The 18,433-nt window shown below is 68.6% G+C and carries 17 protein-coding genes; 8 read left to right on the top strand and 9 right to left on the bottom strand.

The window, feature by feature from the left end:
* Positions 1 to 337 precede the first annotated feature (337 nt).
* Positions 338 to 1,582: a sensor histidine kinase gene (locus NS6_RS15300; protein WP_068042330.1), complete on the bottom strand. Its 1,245-nt coding sequence runs from the start codon at positions 1,580 to 1,582 to the stop codon at positions 338 to 340.
* A 165-nt stretch (positions 1,583 to 1,747) separates the two neighbouring features.
* Between NS6_RS15300 and NS6_RS15295 the strand changes: the two genes are divergently transcribed.
* The 4 genes from NS6_RS15295 (at position 1,748) to NS6_RS15280 (ending at position 5,613) form a co-directional block, all read left to right on the top strand.
* Positions 1,748 to 2,623, top strand: a complete 876-nt coding sequence (locus tag NS6_RS15295) for a hypothetical protein (protein WP_068042231.1) — start codon at positions 1,748 to 1,750, stop codon at positions 2,621 to 2,623.
* The gene (locus NS6_RS15290; RefSeq protein WP_245669353.1) at positions 2,620 to 4,086 is read left to right on the top strand and encodes an alpha/beta-hydrolase family protein; all 1,467 of its coding nucleotides are present in this window, start codon (positions 2,620 to 2,622) and stop codon (positions 4,084 to 4,086) included. Before NS6_RS15295 ends, NS6_RS15290 begins: the two co-directional genes overlap by 4 nt.
* Before the next feature lie 128 nt (positions 4,087 to 4,214).
* Entirely contained in the window at positions 4,215 to 5,138 is a 924-nt protein-coding gene (locus NS6_RS15285) for a hypothetical protein (RefSeq protein WP_068042227.1), read from the top strand.
* 31 nt (positions 5,139 to 5,169) lie between these two features.
* Entirely contained in the window at positions 5,170 to 5,613 is a 444-nt protein-coding gene (locus NS6_RS15280; RefSeq protein WP_084471070.1) for an SRPBCC domain-containing protein, read from the top strand.
* A gap of 258 nt (positions 5,614 to 5,871) precedes the next feature.
* Here NS6_RS15280 and gatA read toward each other — a convergent pair whose 3' ends face one another.
* Positions 5,872 to 7,419, bottom strand: a complete 1,548-nt coding sequence (gene gatA / locus NS6_RS15275) for an Asp-tRNA(Asn)/Glu-tRNA(Gln) amidotransferase subunit GatA (protein ID WP_245669352.1) — start codon at positions 7,417 to 7,419, stop codon at positions 5,872 to 5,874.
* Entirely contained in the window at positions 7,416 to 7,715 is a 300-nt protein-coding gene (gatC, locus tag NS6_RS15270) for an Asp-tRNA(Asn)/Glu-tRNA(Gln) amidotransferase subunit GatC (protein WP_068042225.1), read from the bottom strand. Before gatC ends, gatA begins: the two co-directional genes overlap by 4 nt.
* Positions 7,716 to 7,962: 247 nt before the next feature.
* On the opposite strand from gatC, the gene NS6_RS15265 reads away from it, so the two are divergent.
* The gene (locus NS6_RS15265; RefSeq protein WP_068042222.1) at positions 7,963 to 8,613 is read left to right on the top strand and encodes an ACT domain-containing protein; all 651 of its coding nucleotides are present in this window, start codon (positions 7,963 to 7,965) and stop codon (positions 8,611 to 8,613) included.
* Positions 8,614 to 8,673: 60 nt separating this feature from the next.
* Here NS6_RS15265 and NS6_RS15260 read toward each other — a convergent pair whose 3' ends face one another.
* A complete protein-coding gene (locus NS6_RS15260) occupies positions 8,674 to 9,003 on the bottom strand; it encodes a hypothetical protein (protein WP_068042316.1) in 330 nt (109 codons plus the stop codon).
* Positions 9,004 to 9,269: 266 nt separating this feature from the next.
* Here NS6_RS15260 and NS6_RS35865 point away from each other — a divergent pair, with 266 nt between their 5' ends.
* Positions 9,270 to 9,473 (top strand): hypothetical protein, encoded by a 204-nt coding sequence (locus tag NS6_RS35865; RefSeq protein ID WP_084471069.1) that lies wholly within the window; start codon positions 9,270 to 9,272, stop codon positions 9,471 to 9,473.
* Between the two features lie 27 nt (positions 9,474 to 9,500).
* Here the strand turns inward: NS6_RS35865 and NS6_RS15255 are convergent, their stop codons facing one another.
* From NS6_RS15255 to NS6_RS15235, 5 genes are all read right to left on the bottom strand, one after another.
* On the bottom strand, positions 9,501 to 10,745 hold the full coding sequence (locus tag NS6_RS15255; RefSeq protein WP_068042313.1) for an AAA family ATPase: 1,245 nt from the start codon (positions 10,743 to 10,745) through the stop codon (positions 9,501 to 9,503).
* 140 nt (positions 10,746 to 10,885) lie between these two features.
* Positions 10,886 to 12,994, bottom strand: coding sequence for an NAD-dependent DNA ligase LigA (gene ligA, locus NS6_RS15250; RefSeq protein ID WP_068042311.1), 2,109 nt, complete (start codon positions 12,992 to 12,994; stop codon positions 10,886 to 10,888).
* A 215-nt stretch (positions 12,995 to 13,209) separates the two neighbouring features.
* Positions 13,210 to 14,247 carry a methionine synthase gene (locus NS6_RS15245; protein ID WP_068042219.1) on the bottom strand — a complete coding sequence of 346 codons (1,038 nt, stop codon included), beginning with the start codon at positions 14,245 to 14,247 and terminating at the stop codon, positions 13,210 to 13,212.
* Positions 14,244 to 15,344 (bottom strand): tRNA 2-thiouridine(34) synthase MnmA, encoded by a 1,101-nt coding sequence (gene mnmA, locus NS6_RS15240; protein ID WP_068042216.1) that lies wholly within the window; start codon positions 15,342 to 15,344, stop codon positions 14,244 to 14,246. Before mnmA ends, NS6_RS15245 begins: the two co-directional genes overlap by 4 nt.
* A 3-nt stretch (positions 15,345 to 15,347) precedes the next feature.
* Positions 15,348 to 16,574, bottom strand: a complete 1,227-nt coding sequence (locus NS6_RS15235) for a cysteine desulfurase family protein (RefSeq protein WP_068042212.1) — start codon at positions 16,572 to 16,574, stop codon at positions 15,348 to 15,350.
* Between the two features lie 207 nt (positions 16,575 to 16,781).
* Here NS6_RS15235 and NS6_RS15230 point away from each other — a divergent pair, with 207 nt between their 5' ends.
* The gene (locus NS6_RS15230; RefSeq protein WP_068042210.1) at positions 16,782 to 17,372 is read left to right on the top strand and encodes a TetR/AcrR family transcriptional regulator; all 591 of its coding nucleotides are present in this window, start codon (positions 16,782 to 16,784) and stop codon (positions 17,370 to 17,372) included.
* Positions 17,373 to 17,479: 107 nt separating this feature from the next.
* Positions 17,480 to 18,214 (top strand): SDR family NAD(P)-dependent oxidoreductase, encoded by a 735-nt coding sequence (locus NS6_RS15225; RefSeq protein ID WP_068042207.1) that lies wholly within the window; start codon positions 17,480 to 17,482, stop codon positions 18,212 to 18,214.
* Positions 18,215 to 18,433: the final 219 nt, after the last annotated feature.

The raw sequence follows: 18,433 nt of genomic DNA, 5'->3' as shown, positions 1-18,433 counted from the left end.
AACCTTTGAGGTGGGGTACAACAAAGCCGGGACGGCCCTGGTCTGGCGGGGGCGGCCATAGACGGAGGGGAAGGATCTCTACGGCTGGTCCTCCTGCCCGAACAGCGCGTGTCCGAGTCGGGCCGTGTGCCTGCTAACGGAACGATGCTCCCGAGAACCGGCACGCACGCACCCCCGAGGAATCCTCGAGGGTCATTCGGTTGCGTTGTTTGCCAAGCCGGGCCCGGGCGGGCATCGGAGGTGCGGGCAGAGATCCGGGCGGCCGGTGATCCATTGACAGCACAAGGCTTCCGGGCCATTCGAAATGGCTATGTGCTGGTGTTATAGCTGTTTCGGATCAGACGGGCGTACCGGGTTGAGTAATCACCGACGACGACAGGTCCACCGCAACGGTGCGCGGTAGCAGCGCACTGACCCGGAATCCACCGTCGGCTGCCGGTTCCGCCGTCAACCGGCCGCCGACCGCCAGAGCCCGCGCCTGCATGCCCGGAATCCCGTGCCCGCCGGTACCGGCGGCGGCCGGGCCGGCGCCCGGACCGTTGACCACGGTCAGCGTGACCGTATCGGCACAGTCGATTCCGATCCGGACCGGGGCGCCGGGCGCGTGCCGGCCGGCATTGGCCAGCGATTCCTGCACGATCCGGTACAGCGCGGAGCCCACGGTGTCGGGTATCGCCGCGAGGGTGCCCTCGACCGACCAGGTGAGATCCACTCCGGCCCGGGTGGCGGAGTGGAACAGCGCTTCGAGATCGACGGCAGTGGGCTGCGGGGTGTGTTCGGCGAGCTGACCGTCGCTGCGCAACACCCCGAGCAGGCCGCGGATCTCGTTGAGCGCTTCCCGGGCGGTGGCACCGATCGATTCGAATTCGGCTCGTGCTGCCTCGTTCACACCGCTCACCCGGTACGGGGCCGTCTGTGCCTGCACCACCACCAGCGACATATGGTGCGCGACCACATCGTGCAGATCACGGGCGATCCGCGCTTTCTCCTCGAGAATGGTGCGCCGCGCGCGTTCGAGTTCGCTGAGTTCGGTCTGCCGGTTCAGCTCGGAGCGCGAACGGATCAGCGACCGCAGCAGTACCGCGACGAACACGGTCGCTGCCAGGGAAACCGGCCAGGCCCACGGATCGGCGCCGACCCCTTCCTCCGAGAGCGCCGCACCCAGCAGTAGCGATGTCGCCGCCCACACCACCGCCACCAGCGGCGGCGGCGACCGCAATGCCACCCCGAAGACCAGGAAGTAGAGGGCGACGATCTGCACCACCTGGAAGGGCAGGGCTTCACCGGGCTCGTTCGGTACGGCCAGGGCTATGAGCAGCGCCGAACCGGCGGATACAGCCCAACCCAGCGCCGCGTTCCGGCGGATCAGCAGTACCGGCAGCGCGGCGAAGGCCGCGACGAGCGGGGCTATCGACCACGGCACGTCGTGGGTCAGATGCAGGGTGGGCCAGGCGACCGAGAACAACACCAGCACCACGAAGACCGTGCCGGCATCCACCCACCACCGGGGTCCGAGGCGGGCGAGCCGGCTCCGGAAAGGCGGTGACTTCGCTGCCGGTTGCGCGGCGCTGAACTCCATCATGACACCGACAGTACGAACCGCCGCCCGGATCCACCTCATACCGTGGGGTGAAATCGGGCCCGTACACCCGGGGTAGACCGCCCCCGCCCTCACCGCCCGGGACGGGCCCGGAACCGCTCCTGAGCGGGACGGCAGCGACTGTTGACGATTCATACCGTCACGGCCATGGTTGTCTCGAACACTGCCGCGCGCCGCCGGACACCGGTGCGCCGCCGGCCCGCCGCACTCGCCGTCGCGGGGATCGCCGCAGCGGCATCACTGCTTGCGGTACCCACGGCCGGTGCTGCGGGCCCGCCCGCCGATACCACCCCGGCCGCGGTCGCCGTCCGCGCACTGACCGGCACCGAGGCCGCACCGCAGTTTCCCGACGATTTCGGCGCCGTCACCGGATACCACCCAGCGGTCGTCGACGGGATCCTGGTCGCCCCGCAGGGTTCGTGCTCGTCACCGGTTCCGCTGCCTACCGAGTTCGACACCGCCTGCAAAGCGCACGACCTCGGTTACGACCTGCTGCGTTACGCGCAGCACAGCGGTCACCCACTCGGTGGGTGGGCCCGCCGCGACCTCGATCGCGCGCTCGCCGACCGGATGCTCTCGGCGTGCCGGTACCGCCACGACCCGATGGCCCGCACCAGCTGCACCACCATGGCCGGCATCGCGGCGGCGGCGGTCGACCTCAATTCGCGGCGGCAAGGGTACGGCGTGCCGGTGGTCGAACATTTCTCGGTCGCCGAGACGGCCACGACCTGGCTACCGCGGGTGGTTGCGCTGGTGCTCGCCGCGTTCGCCACGTTCCTGACCTGGCGCACCTGCGCCGGTGGCCGATTCGGCCGCCGGGCGCGCGACCTGTTCGCGCTCGTGCGGTCACGTGATGGTGCGGGCGACAGACCCCCCGGCGGACCGGCCTTACTCGGGCGGCCCGCCGAATCTACCGGCAGTCGTGCACGGAAGTCGCTGGGCTCGCGGGGATTGCGCACGTCGCCGGCCACTCCCCCGCACACCACGTGCTCGGTGATCCCGTTCCGGCAGGAGTTCGCATGAAACACATCGGCCCGGCCGCGGCCCAGCCTCTCTGGTCGCCGGCACCTTTTCTCCTACGCCCCTTCGACCGAGCCGGTACCGGAGTAGCGGTTCCCTCGATCCGCCCGGCGATATCCGATACAACCGCACCCGCCGATTTTCGCCGGTCCGCACGCCGTGGCTTCCCGGCCGGTGTCACCCTCGCGGTGGCACTCGCCACCATGCTGTCGCTGGCCCCCGGTCTGCTCCCCCGCGCTGCCGCCGCCCAGGCCGTTCTCACCTCGCTGCTGGTCGTCGCCCTGCTGGGGGTCGCACACATCACCAGGCGCCTACGCCGGCCGGCCGCGGATCGATTCGCCGGTGCGCCTGCCTTGCGGCATCTCGTGCTCGCAGCCGCCGTTGCCGGCGTGGTGGCGTCGGTGGTGCATGCGGCGTCTTGGCAGAACACACTGCGCGACGCCATGGGGGTCGCGCGCACCGGACCGCAGTACTGGTCTTTCTGGGCGGCCGGGTCGCTGGTGCTCACAATCGTCCTGGTGGCCGCGGGTACCGGGGCCGGCCGGTTGCTGCGGCGGATCGGCTGGTCGCGGGGGTTGGTGATGGCGGTGATCGCGACGCTGCCGGTGGCCTTCTTCGGGATTCCGGGGATCGCGGCGGCGAGTGGCGGCGCCGCCGATTCCGGCCTCGTGCAGCCGGTGGCGACGACTCGATCCGGTAGCGCCGACTCCCTGATGAGCTGGGCCTCGCTGGGGCTCGAGGGACAGCGATTCGTGACGAACGGCCCGGCCGGCGCCGTGCGTGTCTATGCCGGATTGCAGTCGGCGCCCGATCCTGCGGCCCGGGCCGAACTGGCAGTCCGGGAGCTCGATCGAGCCGGCGGATTCGACCGTTCGCATCTGGTGGTTGCCGTACCCACCGGTTCGGGGTGGGTGGACGGGCGGGCCCTGCGCGGGTTCGAGGACCGGTTCGGTGCCGATTTCGCGGTGGCGGCATTGCAATATTCACAGCTGCCGAGCTGGGCGACCTTCGTGGTGGGCCGGGATTCGGCCGCGGTGTCTGCCCGGGCGCTGTTCAGCGCTGTCGAAGAGCATGCCGCGACCTTGCCGGACCCGCCGCGGCTGTACCTGTACGGGCAGAGCCTGGGCGCGCTCGGCGGTAGCGCGGTGTTCGCCGGTGCGGCCGAACAGAACCGCCGGGCCTGTTCGGTGCTGTGGTCGGGTATGCCGGGCGGCGGCGGCCGGGAGCCCGGGGCGCGGACGACGGTCCTGGCCAATACCTCCGACCCGGTAGTGCACTGGTCACCCGAGTTGCTGTGGCGGCCGCCGGACCTCACCGGAGCTCGCCGAGATGCCCCGACCCCTGGTTGGCTGCCGGTGGCGAGTTTCGTCCAGACCACCGCCGACCTCCTGGGCAGCCTGGCAGCACCACCCGGCCACGGTCACCGCTACGACGTGGATCAGGGCACCGCGCTACCCGGCTGTTGATAGCGCCGGACCGCGGGCGTGGATGGGTTTGCCCGCCGGATGCGGGCGAGCCACCGCGCTCCTACCGGTCCGTACCGCCTACGGCGCCGTTCGGAAACGCACAGGGTCTGCCCTTAAGGTGTCCCATCATGGCTTCACCCAGTGACGATCACCGGCGCCGAAAACGGCGCCGGTTGCGGCGGATATCGCCACCTGCGCTCGCCGGCGCCGCCCTGCTCAGTCTGGCGCTCACGGCGGTATCCGCTCCCGCCTCCGACGCTATCGGCTTCGACGGTTCGATCCCGGGCCCCACCGGACTCGCGGTGGCCGGCCTGACTTCGGGTGATCCGGGTCAGGCCGCCACGACGGCCTTACCGCACGACTTCGCGTCCTATTCCGGATACGACCCCGTTCTGCGGCAGGGCGTGCTCGTGGCACCCGACGGCGACTGTTCGTCACCGGTCGAATTGCCGCCCGAATTCGATACCGCCTGTATGGCGCACGACCTGGGCTACGACCTACTCCGCTACGCCGACAGCGTCGGCGCCCCGCTCGGCCCGTGGGCCCGGCAGGAGCTGGACCGCACCCTGGGTGTGCGGCTACACCAGGCCTGCGACGCGCATGCCGAGCCGATGGTCCGGACTCGCTGCGAAACCCTCGCCTCGGTCGCGGCGACCGCCGTGGAGCTGAACTCCCGCCGCCAGCACTACGGGGTGCCGGTGGTGGAAACCTTCACACAGGCAGCGACCCAGGCCGCCACCGAGCATCCGACCCAGCCGTGGTTGCTGCGGCTGGTCGCACTCGGGCTGACGGCTGTCGCCGGGCTGGTTCTGGGTGTGCGGCAGCTGCATCGGCGGGCCCGCCGTCCGGCGGTCGTCGGCGTCGGCGATCATCGCGGCCTACCGGCGCAGCCCGGCCATATCGTGGCCTCGGCCCGGGTCGCCCGGCGCCGCCCACGGTCTGCGCTGCCCGGCTCGATACGACTGCCGTCGGCCCCTGTCCCGCTACCGCAGCTACCGCGGCTTCCGGTACCCGGGAAGTCACCTGCCGGCCAGGGCCGCGCCGCCGGTTGACCCCGTCTATAACACGTTCTAGTTTGGGGGCGTGCTTGTTGTGGACGATGTGGTCGAAGTGGACGCCCCCGCCGACGTTGTGTGGTCGGTCCTCACGGATTTCGACCGGTACAGCGACTGGAATCCCTTGATCAGTCGCTGTCGCGCGGCTCTGACGGTCGGCGCGCCGATCGATATGCGGGTCCAGCAGCTGATGCCGCTGCCGATCCCCATGCGCGAATGGGTGCACACCGTCACTCCTGGCCGGGAGTTCGGTTACTCCATGAAACCGCTCCCGCTCGGCGCACTACGCAGCAACCGCTCCCATACGCTGACGCCCCTGGGCGACGACCGCACCCGCTACGAATCGCATTTCGAACTCGCCGGGTGGCTGGCGCCCCTGGTGGGCCTGCTGTTCGGACGCGGTTTCCGCCGCGGCTTCCCTGGGATGACCACCGCGGTGGAACGCGAAGCGGAACGCCGAAACGCGGCCTGACAATCCCGCGCCGCTCAGGCCACCGGCGCTGCCCGAGCCACCTCACACGGTCCGAGTCACGCCGAGCCCACACCCGCAAAGGTGTGGGCCACGACCGGACGACATCCACCCCGGCACCTACCGGACTCGGCCACGGCACCCGCCGGTTCCTCCGAGCGATCCCCTGTTGACGCGTGGAAGGTGCCGGATACACCGCGGGCGGTGCCCCGTAGAGGATCACCGCCCGCGGCCACGATCTGTGGAGTTTTCTACGACAACTCAGGCGATCGGCCCACGCGCCGCCTCGTAGGCCGCGCCTACCCGGTACAACCGGTCGTCGGCCAGGGCGGGTGCCATGATCTGCAGTCCCACCGGCATCCCGTCGTCGCGGCTGAGCCCGGACGGCACCGACATCGCCGGATGCCCCGCCAGGTTCGTGGGCAGCGTGCACAGGTCCGACAGGTACATCGCCAACGGGTCGTCGACCTTTTCACCGAGCTTCCACGGCGTGAACGGGCTGGTCGGCGAGATCAGCACATCCACCTTTTCGTAGGCCTGCTCGAAATCGCGCGCGATCAAGGTCCGTACCTTGAGCGCCTGACCGTAGTAGGCGTCGTAGTACCCGGCCGACAACGCGTAGGTACCGATCATGATGCGCCGCTTCACCTCGGGCCCGAACCCCGCAGCCCGGGTGGCGGCCATGACCTGCTCGGCGCTGTGGTTTCCGTCGTCGCCGACACGCAGGCCGTACCGCATCGCGTCGAAGCGGGCCAGGTTGGACGAGACCTCACTGGGCAGAATCAGGTAGTAGGACGCCAGCGCGTACTCGAAATGCGGGCAGGACACCTCGACCACTTCCGCACCGAGATCCTTCAGCACACCCACGGCGGCGTCGAAGGAGGCGAGCACGCCCTGCTGGTAGCTGTCGGAGTGCAGTTCCTTGACCACCCCGATCTTCACACCGCGCAGGTCCCCGCCTGCACCCCGGCGGGCGGCCTCGACGACCGCGGGCACCGGTACATCGCGCGACGTCGAATCGCGCGGATCGTGTCCGGCGATCACTTCGTGCAGCAGCGCGGTGTCCAGCACGGTCCGGGCACACGGCCCGCCCTGGTCCAGCGAAGAGGCACAGGCGACCAGCCCGTACCGCGACACGGTGCCGTAGGTGGGTTTGGTGCCGACGGTCGCGGTGACCGCGGCCGGCTGCCGGATCGATCCACCGGTATCGGTGCCGATCGCCAGCGGCGCCTGATACGAGGCCAGTGCCGCCGCCGAACCACCACCGGAGCCACCCGGAATACGCCCGGTATCCCACGGATTCTTGGTCGGCCCGTAGGCGGAGTTCTCGGTGGAGGAACCCATCGCGAACTCGTCCATATTGGTTTTCCCGAGAATCGGGATCCCGGCAGCACGCAGCCGGGAGGTCAGCGTGGCGTCATAGGGCGCCACCCAGCCCTCGAGGATCTTCGACGCGCAGGTGGTGGGCATATCGGTCGTGGTGAACACGTCCTTGAGCGCCAACGGCACCCCGGCCAGCGGTGAGGCCGGTGCTTTCCCGCCGGCGAGCGCCGTATCGACCTCGGCCGCGGCCGCGAGCGCCTGCTCGCCGGCAATATGCAGGAAGGCGTGATAGTCGCCGTCGACCTCGGCGATCCGGTCCAGATGCGCCCGAGTGACCTCGGCCGAGGACACTTCCCGGCGGTGGATCTTGGCGGCGAGTTCGGCGGCACCGAGCTGGGTCAGGTCGTTCGTGCTGTGTCGATTACGAATGGACGAGGGCCCCGCGTCGTTACGCTGCGTCGCCCCCTCCGGGCTCGACTCGCTCATTCGCCCTCTCCCAGGATCTGCGGAACCAGGAACCGCTGGTCTTCACTGGCCGGTGCACCGGACAAGGCCTGGCCGGGGCTGAGCCCGGGACGGACCTCATCGGGGCGGGTCACGTTCGTCACCGGGTTCGGTGAGGGCGTGGCCGGAACATCGGCGGCGGCCACCTCGGAGATGGTCGCCACATGGCTGAGGATCGAATCCAGCTGTCCGGCGAACTGATCGAGTTCGGCCTCGGACAGGGCGAGCCTGGACAGCCGGGCGAGGTGTGCGACCTCGTCGCGGGAGATGGCGGTCACCGCGAACCCCTTTCGGCGTGTAGTTCGGATACGGATCACGAGCAACGAACAGCCTAATGGTGCCGCCGCGCGGGGTCGGCCGCGAGGCCACAGGAGCACCTCGGGCCACCCGATTCACACCGTTCGCTATCGTTGCGCGGCGGTCAGCGCGCACAATTCGAGTCGATAACCGCCCGAAATGGGTGTAAGGATGGGCAGACCGGGTATTCGTCCAGAGCCTCGGCCGCTGAAGGAAAGGGAAACGCACGTGTCATATCTGCTCCGCGTGCAACTTCCGGATCGTCCGGGAAGCCTCGGGTCATTGGCGGTGGCACTCGGCACCGTCGGCGCCGATATCCTCTCGCTGGATGTGGTCGAACGCGGCGCCGGGTTCGCCGTCGACGATCTGGTTGTCGAGATCGCCCCGAACGCACTTCCCGATACGCTCATCACCGCCGCAGAATCGCTCGGCGACGTCCGAGTCGATTCGATCCGGCCCTATTCCGGTGTACTCGACACCCACCGCGAACTCGAACTCATCGACAATGTGGCCAACGCCCGCGATGATCGCCTACAGGTATTGGTGGACGGTATCCCGCGAGTGTTGCGGGTGGGCTGGAGCACGGTGCTCGATATCGGCCCGCAGGGGGCTTACCGGCTGGTCGGCAGCCAGAGCGCGCCGCAGACCCAGGCCGCTTCGGTGCCGTGGATGCCGCTGCAGAAACCCCTTGCCCTCGACGCCGACGCGGACTGGGTGCCCGAGATCTGGCGCGATATGGATACCAAGATGGCTGCCGCGCCGCTGGGTCCGTCCAGCAAAGTGCTGCTGCTCGGCCGTCCTGGTGGGCCCGATTTCCGGCCCTCGGAGGTGGCGCGCCTCGGCTATCTCGCCGGAATCGTGGCCACCGTTCTGGGCTGAAGTCCTGCCCCGGACAGATTGCCGCCGGGTTCGGTATTTGCTGTGTGGCCCCGTCCGTGACTACTTCCCGGGTTCGACGACCTGCCACCGATCCGGTTTACCGGGCGGATAGGCGACAGTGAGCGTATCGCCTATGGCCGGCCAGTAGGCCGCGTCCCAGACCAGCCGTCCGTACACCACTTTCCCCGGCTCGGAAGGGCCGGAAAGGTTTCCGGTGAGAGTGACGAACTGCTCGCCCATCGCGTCGGGCCGCGGGCTCACCCCGGTGAGATACAACGACCCGACCTCGGCGTCCTGCGGCAACGCGGTACCCCGCCGCCCCCGGAACACCAGGACCAGCATCCCGACCAGTGCGGCCACCATGACCGCGAGCATCGCCAGTTCGAACACACCCCCATGGTAGGCGTACCGCGCCTCGCCTTCGCCCATGTACGCCGACACGCCCACAGCGGCACCGGCCCCGGCGAACCCGGGCGGCGGAATATTCCCGCCGAACCCCATACACCGAAGAAACACCGGTCACACGCGCCGGAAAGCTCCCATTTGTGTGACACCGCCGTCACCGGCGCATCAGCCGGCCGTCACCGGGTATTCGGAGAGTACCGATGTGGAAGGAAACGATCGCCATGCCGGACTCATCGATTCGAGCAGGTGCCATGGGAAGCCGAGTAGTAAGTCTTGTCGTCCTCGTCTGGTTTGTGGCGGGGCTGGTCGCCGCCGGTCAGCGCGGCTATTTCAACGAGCCACCGGCCGAGTGCTCGCACGTCGCTACCCTGGCGGTTACGGTCCTTGCCGGACCTCTGAACTATATGGGGATGAACCCGAAGATGGGCTGCACAATTCCGCAACCGAGCAGCTAGTCACCCGGACCGGCGGGCGCCGGTTCCTCAGGACATCGTGAGTGTGCTCGTACCGGCGTCGGACCGGCGGACGGTCCAGACACCGGCCCGGGTCCGCGCCGAGCGGCCGTTACCGCGGTCGACGAGAGCGCGGTCGCCGGTGGTGTACACCAATTGCGCACCGCGGGTATTGGTTTCCGGGTTCTGGAACAGCTGGATCAGCCGATCTGCCTCTTCGACTGTCAGTTGCGTACCGAGATCATCGACGACGAGCACCTTTCCTGCGTCCAAAGCGTCGAGCAGGACCGGGAGCAGCCGCAGCAGCGCCACGGTCGCCGAGGATTCCTCGACCAGGGTGAACACCGGGTCCACACCGGTGTGCACCAGCCGCAGCCCGACCCCGCGACGCGCCACCATCCGCGTGTACAGCGCATCGCGGGCATTGCGCATATTGGTCAATTCGCGGGCCAGCTGTGCCGCAGTGAGCCCACTGTCCAGTTGCAGTTGCGCCGCGTACGCCGCCGAGCCCGCCGCGCGATCGGTCTGTTCCCCCAGGGCCGCGATATCGGCGTCGAGATCGCGCAGGTAGTCGGCGTAGCCCGGATCGTTCTGTGCGATGAGCAGATCGGTGATACCGAGATCGGCGGTCTGTAGCAGGGTGAGCAGCCGGGCGGCGTTCTCGGTGGACCGCGACAGATGCGAGCCCACCCGCAGTTCGACCGAGTCGATGTCACCGGTGCCGTCCAGCACCTCGAGCATCGTCTCGAACCAGCGGTAGGCAGGTACCAGTGCCTCGGCGTACATCTGCCCGGCCAGGCTCAACAGCAGCGCGTTCGGGCGCACCAGCGGTATCAGGGCGGTGATCCCGGACCGCGCGGCCTCGAACATGGGCCCGACGCGCACGGCCTCGCCTTCGCGCTCGAACACGATCCGCTTGCGCGACCGCGGATGACTGTAGAGCCATTCGGCGGCCACATCCGCCGCATCCAGCCGGAACCCGTAGGTATACGGTGTCTCCTCGGCGATGAACACCGCCTCGAATTCGGAAAGTCTCCCGGTGTGACCGAGATGCGGCGCACGCTCCGGCCCGGCGTAAGGGTCCCAACCGGTCACCGAACGCAACACCGCCCCGCGCATCTGCCCCAGCGCGTCGACCAGGTTCGATTTACCGGCCGCCGGCCCGCCGTGTACTGCGGTCACCGGCACCGCCACCGGCGCACTGCCGCGGGTCAACCGCAATTCCTGCAGGTCGGCCAGCGATTTGTGGTTGGACACCCGAAAACTGCGCAGCATCCCGCCATCCTGCCGTATCTCGCCGCCGCGGTGGCAGGACCCGGTCGAGTCGGGCGAGTCCAGCCGCGGTGGCACCCGAAAGTTCTTCCTGCGCAATCAGTTGGCCGGCGCTACGCGGCCTTCCCACCCGCGACGCCCGGCTAGCTCTCATCGGGCTGCGGGCTCGCATCCCTAGCGGTACGGACCTCATCCGGACCGGATTCGAGCAGCATACGGAAACCGTCCTCGTCGAGAATCGGGACACCGAGTTCCGCTGCCTTGGCGGCTTTGGATCCGGGCGAATCGCCGATCACCACGAACGCCGTTTTTTTCGAGACCGATCCAGCGGCCTTCCCGCCGCGCTGCAGAATCGCTTCTTTCGCGCCGTCACGGGAGTAACCCTGTAGCGATCCGGTGACCACGATCGACAGGCCCTCGAGGTTGCGTGGAATCGACTCGTCGCGTTCATCGGCCATCCGGACCCCGGCGGCACGCCATTTGTCCACGATGGCGCGATGCCAATCCACGGTGAACCATTCCGCGACCGCGGTGGCGATCGTGGGCCCGACCCCCTCGGCCCCCGACAGCTCTTCCAGCGAAGCCTGCTCGATCCTTTCCAGGCTTGCGAATTCCGCGGCCAGTGCGCGTGCCGCCGTAGGCCCGACGTGACGGATGGACAAGCCGACCAGTACCCGCCACAGCGGAACGTCCTTGGCGGCGGCGAGATTGTCGAGCAGGCGGCGCCCGTTCGCCGAAAGGCTGCCGTTCTTGTTGATGAACAGCGAAACGTTCTGCAGCCGACCGGCATCGAGATCGAACAGATCGCCCTCATCGGCGATGGCACCGGAATTCAGCAGCGCAACCGCCGCCTCGTAGCCGAGCGCCTCGATATCGAAGGCGCCGCGGCCTGCCACATGGAATACCCGCTCACGCAACTGGGCGGGGCAGGTGCGTTGGTTGGGGCAGCGGATATCGGCGTCGCCCTCTTTCTCGTAGGCCAGCTCGGTGCCGCAATCCGGGCAGTGGGTAGGCATCACGAATTCGCGTTCGTCGCCGGTGCGGGCATCCACTACCGGGCCCAGCACTTCCGGGATCACATCGCCGGCCTTGCGGATCGTGACGGTATCGCCGATCAGCACACCCTTGCGCACCACCTCGGCGGCATTGTGCAGCGTCGCCATCGCGACAGTGGACCCGGCGATGGCCACCGGTTCCATCACCGCGAACGGCGTGACCCGCCCGGTGCGCCCGACGTTCACCGCGATATTGCGCAGCTTCGTGGTGGCTTCCTCGGGCGGATACTTGTAGGCGATGGCCCAGCGCGGCGCCCGCGAGGTGGCACCGAGCCGGCGTTGCAGCAGTAGTTCGTCGACCTTCACCACCAGACCGTCGATTTCGTGCTCGATATCGTGCCGATGCTCGGCCCAGTAGGCGATCCGCGCGAGCACCGCATCGACCCCGCTGACCAGCTCGGTATGCGCCGATACCGGCAGCCCCCAGGCCGCGAGTGCCCGATACGCCTCGTGCTGGGACCGCGGGGTGAATCCTTCGGTACGCCCGAGACCGTGGCAGATCATCCGCAACCGCCGCCGCGAAGTGACCGCCGGATCCTTCTGCCGCAGCGAACCGGCCGCGGTATTCCGCGGATTCGCATACGGCGGTTTGCCCTCCGCAACGATCGCCGCATTGAGTGTTTCGAAATCCTCGAGCCGGAAGTACACCTCACCGCGCACTTCCAGCAGTTCGGGTACCGGGAATTCCGCGGTGGCGGTCAGTTCACCGGGGATGTCCTCTATGGTGCGCGCATTGAGCGTGACGTCCTCACCGGTGCGCCCGTCACCGCGGGTGGCGCCGCGCACCAGCTTGCCCTGGCGATACACCAGGTTCAGCGCCACCCCGTCGATCTTGACCTCGCACAGATAGTGCAGATCGGGGCCGGTTTCCTCCTCGACCCGCGCCGCCCACGCCCGCATATCGGCCTCGGAGAACGCGTTGTCCAGGGAAAGCATCCGCTCGAGATGATCCACCGGAGTGAAATCGGTGGCGAACCCGCCACCCACCAACTGGGTGGGTGAATCAGGGGCCCGCAGATCGGGATACTGCTCCTCCAGCGCCAGCAACTGCTGGAACAGCTGGTCGAATTCGCCGTCGGAGATGATCGGCGCGTCCCGGACGTAGTAGCGGAACTGATGTTCGCGCACCGTATCAGCGAGTTCCTGCCAGCGCGCGCGCACCTCCCCGGCAGCCGGCGCGGGCGCGGCCTCGCCCAGGGCGGTATCCCGTTCGGTGGGGGCTCCGATCTCACTCACATCTCGCAGATTAGTCGAGCTCACCGACACTTCGGCTCACCGTTATGGCACGTCGTCGCCTCGAACCGGGCAAATAGGCCCACCTGAAGGAAGGGCCGCGGTGCAACCGCGGGAACCCGATATCCGCGGTTACCACGGCCGCGAGCGATAAACGCGGCACTCGTAACGGCTCACGGCTACGACTGTGGTACCAACGATTCCGGGTCCTGCTCGAAGGCTTTCGCGGTGTCGGAGGTGAATCGCAGTGCGTCGCGAGCCCAGCTCTGCGATGCTCCGGCGAGGCCGCAGGCCGGGCTCACCGCCACCTGCCGGGCCAGGGTCGCGCGGGCAAACCCGAGGCGATCCATCAAGCGAGCGCCCGGCTCGGCAATATCGCGCCAGGTCACCGGAGCTTCGGGGGCACTGGTCGGCACCAGCCCGAGCACGAGCCGTTTGCCCTCGTCGAGTGCTTGCCCCACCGAGTCGAGACCAGCGGTCCCGGACAGGGTCGCGAGATCGAATCCGAGCGCGTCGGCCGCGGATCGGCGCAGGAAATCCAGCGGCGGCCGATTCGCGCAGGTGTGCACCAGAGTGGGCACCCGCTGCGGGGTCAGCACCGCGTCGAGGATCTCCAGAGCTTCCGGTTCGGGTAGGGCGCGGACCGTGTTCAGCACGCTGGCCCCGCGCAGCGAACCGTTGAGCACCTCGGCCACCAGCGGTTCGTCCAGTTGCAGGACGACTTCGGTTTCGAGCCGGGTCGCGATCTCGGCGATATGGGTGGCCAAACCTTCGGCGAGCGAATCCGCCAGATCCCGCACGGCACCGCGATCGGTGAGTACCCGATGGCCGCCCGGCAGTTCCACCTGCGCCGCCAGCGTCAGCGGGCCTGCCGCCTGCACCTTCACCGGCCGGCCGGAACCGCGCAGCCCGGCGTTCTCCCAGGCTTCCTGCAGCGCGTCCAGATCGGTGCGCAGCAGATCGTGTGCCCGCCGCGAGACCCCACCCGGCCGCGCAGCGAACCGGTAGCCCCGCGGGGTGGTGTCGAAACGCATATCCACCAGTAGGGCCGAGACCCGCCCGACCATATCCGCGCCCACGCCCCGCGCGGGCAATTCCACCAGATGCGGTAGTCCGGGCAGCTCGCCGACGATCACCGCCGCGGCCTCGCGTGGATCGGTCCCCGGCCAGGATCCGATCCCTGTCGCCACCCCCGCCGGGAATCCGGCCTGGTTCATCGGGACGCGCCGGCGGGCGCCGTGCGCGCGGTGGCGGCGATGGTTCCACTACCCAGGACCACGTCACCGGCGGTGTCCGGCCGGTACAGCACGGCGGCCTGACCGCGCGCCACACCGCTGAGCGGTTCGTGCAACCGCACCCGCAGCCCGTCGCCCACCGCTTCCGCGGTGGCGGGGGCGGTACCGCCGTGCGCCCGGACCTGCACCACGCAGTCGACGGGACCGGCGGGCGCCGTCCCGCCGGTCCAGACGGCCCGCTCGGCGTCGATGGACCACACCTGCAGATCGTCGGCCGACCCCACGTGCACGGTGCCGGAGTCCGGGTCGATCTCGGTGACGTAGCGCGGTTTGCCGTCCGGTCCGGGTCCGGGCAGGCCGAGGCCCTTGCGCTGGCCGATGGTGAACCCGTGCACCCCGTCGTGGCTGCCGAGTTCGGCGCCGCCGGAGTCCACGATCGCGCCCGGCCGGACCCCGATTTTCGCGCCGAGGAAGGCGCGGGTGTCGCCCGACGGGATGAAGCAGATGTCGTGGCTGTCGGGTTTGTCCGCCACCGCGAGGCCGCGGTCGGCGGCTTCCGCCCGGATCTGCGGTTTCGGGGTGTCACCCACCGGGAACAGGGCGCGTTCCAGCTGTCCGGCGGTCAGCACCGCCAGGACGTAGGACTGGTCCTTGTCCGCGTCCACGGCCCGGCGCAGCACACCGTCGGCCAAGCGCGCATAGTGCCCGGTGACCACCGCGTCGAAGCCGAGAGCCATCGCCCGGTCGGCGAGGGCGGAGAACTTGATCTTCTCGTTGCAGCGCAGGCACGGGTTCGGGGTTTCGCCCGCGGCGTAGGCGGCGACGAAATCGTCGATGACGTCTTCCTTGAAGCGATCGGCGAAATCCCAGACGTAGAACGGGATACCGAGCACATCGGCGGCCCGCCGGGCATCGCCGGCGTCCTCCTTGGAGCAGCAGCCCCGGGAGCCGGTTCGCAGGGTGCCCGGCGCGCTCGACAGCGCCAGATGGACTCCGACCACCTCGTGTCCGGCGTCGACGGCCCGTGCCGCCGCAACCGCCGAATCGACTCCACCACTCATCGCGGCGAGTACGCGCATACGCTACGCACCTCCTCTCGCACCGGCCAGGCCGGCGGCTCTGGCTCGTTCCACCACTTGCGGTAATACTTCCAGCAGGGCCTCGACATCGGCCCGTTGTGAGGTGTGCCCGAGCGAGAACCGCAACGATCCGCGCGCTTCCCGGGGCTCGACCCCCATCGCGATCAGGACATGGCTCGGCGAGGCGACCCCCGCCGTGCACGCCGAACCGGTGGAGCATTCCACCCCTGCGGCATCCAGCAGCATCAGCAGCGAATCACCTTCACAGCCGGGGAAGGTGAAATGGGCGTTACCCGGCAGCCGGCGCTCGTCGTGCGGGCCGTTGAGCACCGCGTCCGGAACGATCCGGTGTACCCCGGCGATGAGCTCGCCGCGCAGGGCGATCAGTTCTTTTGTCCGGGAAGGCATTTCCGCGACGGTCTCCCGCAACGCGGCGGCCAGCCCGGCCACGGCGGCCACATCGGAAGTACCCGACCGCAGGTCGCGTTCGTGCCCGCCACCGTGCAACAGCGGAACACAGCCCACCTGCCGCCCGAGCAGCAGCACACCCACCCCGTGCGGACCACCGAGTTTATGGCCCGCGAAACTCGCCGCCCCCAGCCCGCAGGCCCCGAAATCGACGGGCAATTGCGCGGCGGCCTGGACTGCGTCACTGTGCATCGGCACACCTGCCGCGCGCGCGATGACCGCCAGTTCCTCGATCGGCTGGATGGCCCCGACCTCGTTGTTCGCCCACATGACGGTCACCAGCGCTACCTCGCCGGGATTGTCGGCAAGTTCGGCGCGCAGAGTTTCGGGAGCAACAATGCCGTCGGAATCCACCGGTAGCCAGGTGACCCGCGCGCCCTCGTGGCGCTCCAGCCATTCCACGGCGTCGAGCACGGCATGATGTTCGGTGGCACCGGCCAGGATCCGGGTACATCGGGGATCGGCATCACGGCGGGCCCAGAAAATGCCCTTGATCGCGAGATTATCGCTTTCGGTACCGCCGGAGGTGAGCAGGACCTCGGACGGCCGGGCCCCCAGATCCGCGGCGATGGATTCGCGGGCCTCTTCCAGCCGACGGCGGGCCGCCCGGCCCGATCCGTGCAGCGAGGACGCGTTCCCGGCCGTCCCGAAAGCAGCGTTCATCGCCTCGATGGCGGCGGGCAGCATCGGTGTGGTCGCCGCATGATCGAGGTAAACCGTCGTGGGCACACCGCTGACCGCACCCGGAAAAGCCGACTTCATGACCGACAAAGCCTATACCACCGTTGACCTGGGCATCCTTGGGGTATCCCCCCTTGTTTCTACAGATTTTCTACAAACTACACACGATCCACAACAGTGCAGGCACCACCGACATTCCTGGATTTACATGCCCGGATGGCAGACATGACACCGCCAGTGCATCACCGGAGCGTGGACCGAACGGTCCACTATCGGTAGCCTGGGTTCATGCCGCGTCCACGCCAGTTCGATGAAGAGCACGTCCTGGCGGCAGTGCAGGCGGCGTTCTGGGACAAGGGGTACGCGGGCACGTCACTCGAAGATCTCCTGGCAGCCAGCGGACTGGGCAAGGGGAGTCTGTACGGGGCCTTCGGAGATAAGCGGAGCTTGTTCTTGCGGGTGCTGCGCGAGTACGACGAGGCCAACGATCGGATGCTGCGTACGCGGCTGGAGCAGGCGGATCGTGCTATCGATGTGATACGCGGTTTCGTGACCGGACCCGCCGGTGACCCGGGCGGCGAACAGGCCCGTCGAGGTTGCCTGCTCGCCAATACCGCGATGGAGCTCTCCGTGAGCACCTCCGAGGTGGCGGCCGAAGCTCGGCGCAGCTACGCCGCGACCACTGCCGTGCTGGTCGACGCGATACGGCGAGCACAGCGCGAGGGCGACATCACGCCCCGTGTCGACCCGGACGGCGCCGCCCATGCGGTGCTGGCGGGTCAGCTCGGACTGATCGTCCTCGGCCGGGTGGGGCAGGATCCGGCCGCCTTGTCGATCATGGCCGAGACCCTGCTCGACGGTCTGTTGCCCAAGTCTTGAGCGTTCTCGCAGTGGTGTGAGGCAGGGCACCGCCCAGATTCTTGACCGATCCGTCCACATCGGGTGTTATGGACGGATCAGTCAATAATAGGGAAGTGGGAGCTGCCATGAAGGTTCTGGAGGGCAAGGTCGCCGTCGTGACCGGGGGTAACGCGGGTATCGGACGGGCGATCGCGCGGGCGTACCTCGACGAGGGTGCCCGGGTGTTCGTCGCCGGCCGTCGCCAGGCGCAGCTCGACGAGGTCGAGGCCGAACTCGGTCCCGGGGTGACCGGGGTCCGCTGTGACGTGGGCAGACTCGAGGACCTCGACGGGCTCTATGCGACGGTCGCCGAGCAGGCAGGCCGGATCGATGTCCTGGTCGCCAACGCCGGGATCGGGATCGTAGCGCCGTTGGGTGAGATCACCGAGGAGCAGTTCGACGCCATGTTCACCACCAATGTCAAGGGCTCGCTGTTCACCGTGCAGAAGGCACTGCCGCTGCTCTCGCCGGGGGCGTCGATCATCCTCACCGGATCGACGGCGGTCTCGCGACCCGAGCCGTACCTGCCCGTGTACGGGGCGACCAAGGCCGCGATCCGCAACCTCGTTCGCGGGTTCGCCCACGCAGCCGGGGAACGCCGGTACCGGATCAACATGCTTTCCCCCGGCGGTACCCGCACGCAGGGTTTGGTCGACCTGATCTCGGCGGAGACGGTCGCCACCGCTGGGGCGTCGGTTCCGCTCGGCCGGTTGGCCGAACCCGAAGAGATCGCCGCGGCGGCTGTTTTCCTCGCCTCGGACGCGTCCAGCTATGTCAACGGCTCCGAGCTCGCCGTGGACGGCGGCTCCGCCCAGATCTGAGCCGCGCCCAGGCGCAAGCCGGTCGGCCCGGCAGAAGCCGTGGAAAGCCCGAGCGAACGACACTGTTTGCCAGCCAAGAGCTGTAGCGGCCCATCCGCCCGGGCTCGAGCCGAGACGATCTCCTCGCGGCGCGGATTCATCCCTGCCGGGTCCGGGTGGTGCCGGTCAAGTGCACCTCCCAAAACACTGTGCGGGCAACGCAACACGATCACGCGCGTT

This window comes from Nocardia speluncae NBRC 108251, from assembly GCF_001613245.1.
GTDB classification, from domain to species: Bacteria; Actinomycetota; Actinomycetes; order Mycobacteriales; family Mycobacteriaceae; genus Nocardia; species Nocardia speluncae.
The sequence above is the reverse complement of the archived record's forward strand: the minus strand, read 5'-3'. Positions and strand labels throughout refer to the sequence as shown.

Bases quoted from the DNA above. Each gene is read 5' to 3' on its own strand.
- NS6_RS35865 (WP_084471069.1), top strand. From the start codon at position 9,270: ATGGGAAGCCGAGTAGTAAGTCTTGTCGTCCTCGTCTGGTTTGTGGCG.
- NS6_RS15225 (WP_068042207.1), top strand. From the start codon at position 17,480: ATGAAGGTTCTGGAGGGCAAGGTCGCCGTCGTGACCGGGGGTAACGCG.
- gatA (WP_245669352.1), bottom strand. From the start codon at position 7,419: ATGAGCGAGTCGAGCCCGGAGGGGGCGACGCAGCGTAACGACGCGGGG.
- NS6_RS15230 (WP_068042210.1), top strand. From the start codon at position 16,782: ATGCCGCGTCCACGCCAGTTCGATGAAGAGCACGTCCTGGCGGCAGTG.
- NS6_RS15255 (WP_068042313.1), bottom strand. From the start codon at position 10,745: ATGCTGCGCAGTTTTCGGGTGTCCAACCACAAATCGCTGGCCGACCTG.
- NS6_RS15300 (WP_068042330.1), bottom strand. From the start codon at position 1,582: ATGATGGAGTTCAGCGCCGCGCAACCGGCAGCGAAGTCACCGCCTTTC.
- NS6_RS15245 (WP_068042219.1), bottom strand. From the start codon at position 14,247: ATGAACCAGGCCGGATTCCCGGCGGGGGTGGCGACAGGGATCGGATCC.
- NS6_RS15235 (WP_068042212.1), bottom strand. From the start codon at position 16,574: ATGAAGTCGGCTTTTCCGGGTGCGGTCAGCGGTGTGCCCACGACGGTT.
- NS6_RS15295 (WP_068042231.1), top strand. From the start codon at position 1,748: ATGGTTGTCTCGAACACTGCCGCGCGCCGCCGGACACCGGTGCGCCGC.
- NS6_RS15290 (WP_245669353.1), top strand. From the start codon at position 2,620: ATGAAACACATCGGCCCGGCCGCGGCCCAGCCTCTCTGGTCGCCGGCA.
- NS6_RS15285 (WP_068042227.1), top strand. From the start codon at position 4,215: ATGGCTTCACCCAGTGACGATCACCGGCGCCGAAAACGGCGCCGGTTG.
- mnmA (WP_068042216.1), bottom strand. From the start codon at position 15,344: ATGCGCGTACTCGCCGCGATGAGTGGTGGAGTCGATTCGGCGGTTGCG.